This is a genomic window from Streptomyces sp. NPDC059456 (assembly GCF_042750055.1).
GTDB lineage: Bacteria > Actinomycetota > Actinomycetes > Streptomycetales > Streptomycetaceae > Streptomyces.
The window spans coordinates 1-2724 of record NZ_JBHYVA010000911.1; the positions used below are offsets into that span (position 1 = coordinate 1).

Annotated in this window: 1 protein-coding gene and 1 pseudogene; both read right to left on the bottom strand. The window is 73.8% G+C overall.

Annotated elements, in window-relative coordinates; translation table 11 throughout:
* Positions 1-87: 87 nt before the first annotated feature.
* Positions 88-1260 (bottom strand): acyl-CoA dehydrogenase family protein, encoded by a 1173-nt coding sequence (locus tag ACFXA3_RS40420; protein ID WP_385196110.1) that lies wholly within the window; start codon positions 1258-1260, stop codon positions 88-90.
* A 453-nt stretch (positions 1261-1713) separates the two neighbouring features.
* Positions 1714-2256, bottom strand: a pseudogene (locus ACFXA3_RS40425) (TetR/AcrR family transcriptional regulator); the annotation flags it as partial.
* Between the last annotated feature and the right edge of the window lie 468 nt (positions 2257-2724).

Below are 2724 nucleotides of genomic sequence, written 5' to 3' on the forward strand. Positions count from 1 at the left end.
CTTTTGTGAATAAGAGACCGCCCCCTACCCGCTCTTTGTGTGCGGCGTCGGCCAGGGCCGGGCACACCTCCAGGACCGGGTCGGGCATCAACGCGATTCTGGACCGGCCAGGTGGCGGGCGATGACCATGCGCTGGATCTGGTTGGTGCCCTCGACGATCTGGAGGACCTTCGCCTCGCGCATCAGCCGCTCCACCGGGAAGTCCGCGGTGTACCCGTAGCCGCCGAGGACCTGGACCGCGTCCGTGGTGACGGCCATGGCGGCGTCGGTGCAGAACAGCTTCGCCATCGCCGCCTGGCGGGAGAACGGCTTGCCCGCGTCGCGCAGCCGCGCGGCCGCCAGGTACAGCGCCCGGCCGGCCTCGATCTTGGTGGCCATGTCGGCGAGCATGAACCGCAGGCCCTGGAAGTCCGCGATCGGGTGGCCGAACTGCTTGCGGTCCAGGGCGTACGTGAGGGCCTCGTCCAGGGCGGCCTGCGCGACGCCGATGGCGCAGGCGGCGATGCCCAGGCGGCCCGCGTCCAGGGCGGCCAGCGCGATGGTGAAGCCCTGGCCCTCCTCGCCGATGCGGCGGGTGTCCGGGACGCGGACCCCGTCGAAGTGCAGCTGGGCGGTGGGCGAGCCCTTCATGCCCATCTTCTTCTCGGGGACGGCGGCCGTCAGGCCCTCCGCGTCGCCGGGCACCAGGAAGGCGGTGATGCCCTTGGGACCCTCTCCGCCGGTGCGGGCGAGGACGGTGTAGAAGTCGGCGACCCCGCCGTGGGTGATCCAGGCCTTGGTGCCGGTGATGACCCAGTCCTCGCCGTCGCGCACGGCCTTGGTGGTCAGCGAGGCGGCGTCGGAGCCGGAGGCGGGCTCGGAGAGGCAGTAGGCGCCGAGCAGGCCGCCGCCGAGCATGGCGGGCAGGTGGGCCTTCTGCTGCTCCTCGGTGCCGTATCCGGCCAGGCCGTGGCAGGCGAGGGAGTGCACGCTGACGCCGAGCCCGACGGTCAGACGGGCCGCGGCGAGCTCCTCCAGGACCTGGAGGTAGACCTCGTACGGCTGCTCGCCGCCGCCGTACTCACCGGCGTACGGAAGACCGAGCAGGCCGGCCTCCGACAGCAGGGTGAAGATCGCGCGCGGGAAGCGTCCGGCGTCCTCCTCGTCGGCGGCCACGGGGCGGATCTCCCGCTGGGCGATCTCTCGTACGAGTGCGAGGAGATCCCGGGACTCCTCGGTGGGCAGCTGACGGTCCACCGGCTGCGGGGCGCGGTCAGTCATGGCGGCGCTCTCCTCCCTCGTCGGGCACGGCGGCGACGCGTGAGGTGTGGGACGCGCCGCCGGGTCTCGGTGCTCTCACAGCCGATACTGCCCTCCCGGATCACGGAAGGGGCAGTTCAGTGGCTGCGGCGGCTTGAGTATGCCCGATCAGGAGCGTCCCGTCACCGGGGCAAGATCACCGACGGTCTCGAACGCCTCTTCGGGAAGGGGCGGGGGCGGACACTCCGGGACGAACTCCCCGATCACCGTCAGGGTCGCGCGCAGCTGGCGCACGAGCAGGGCTCCGAGCCGGGTCCGGTCGGGTTGCGGGGACGGGGGTCGGGGATCGGCACCCGCTCCGTCCGCCGCGACGCCGGCATCCGCGTCATCGTCACCCCCGTCATCGAAGCCGCCGTCGGAGCCGCCGTGGGCGTCGACATCGTTGTCGGCATCGTTGTCGGCATCTGCGGACGCGGCCGGGGCGGCGGCGTCGGCGGCCCGTGCGCCGATCCACTCCAAGGTGGTCCCCTCGACCCCGGACAGCCAGCCGACCAGCGCGAGCCGGGCGAGCGGCGGGATGGTGCGGCTCCCGTACGCGCCCTCGGCGATCGTGGCCACCAGTTCCTCGCGGACCGCGTCGCGGATGGCGAGGACCTCGGCGTCGGAGCCCACTCCCCCGGTGACGATGGTGCGGTAGGCGGCCTGGTGCTGCTCGGCGTAACGGAGGTAGCCGTCGATCGTGCGGCGCACCCGCTCGACCTTGGGCAGGTCCGGTTCCCCGGCGGCGCGGGCGACGAGCTCGGCGACCGAGTCCTCGACGATGGCGAGGTAGTAGCCGCGCTTGCTCTTGAAGTAGTAGTAGATCAAACCCTTGGCGACGCCGGCCTGTTTGGCGATGTCGTCCATGGAGAGCGCGTCGTACGAGGTGTCGGCGAACAACTTGCGCCCGGTCGCTATGAGTTCGGCTCTGCGGACCTGCGAACGCCCGCCCGCACCACGCTGTTGACTATTATTCAAATTCGGCCCCAGCCTCGAACTGCCACAGGATGCCCGCAGTATGGCAGACCTGTCTCACGCACTTCCCCTGCGCACGGACGACGCACGGGAGGCACTTCCACGGGCTCGATCGGGGGCTCGGGATCGGCGGGAGCGCACTGGCCTTCGGGTGGACGCCGCTGCCCGCCGGCGCCGCGCAGGGGGCGAAGGAGCGGGCCGCTCACGGGACGCAGCCGTCCGGGAAGGGACACGGCCGCCGGGGTGGCGCGCCGGGCGGCGCCGGTCCGCGGACGCTCGCCGCCGCGCTCCCGGTGGCGCCGGCGGCCGCGCCCGCGACGGGAGCCCCGCCCGTCCGTGCCGCGGGCCCGCCCTCCGGGGCGGCGGGGGGGGGGGCGGGGCCGCCCGCCCGGGGCGCGCGGGCCCAGCGCGCCCCCCGGGGGGCGGGCGGGGGGCGGGCCGCGCTGGGGTGCGGCCCCGCCCCGGCGCGCG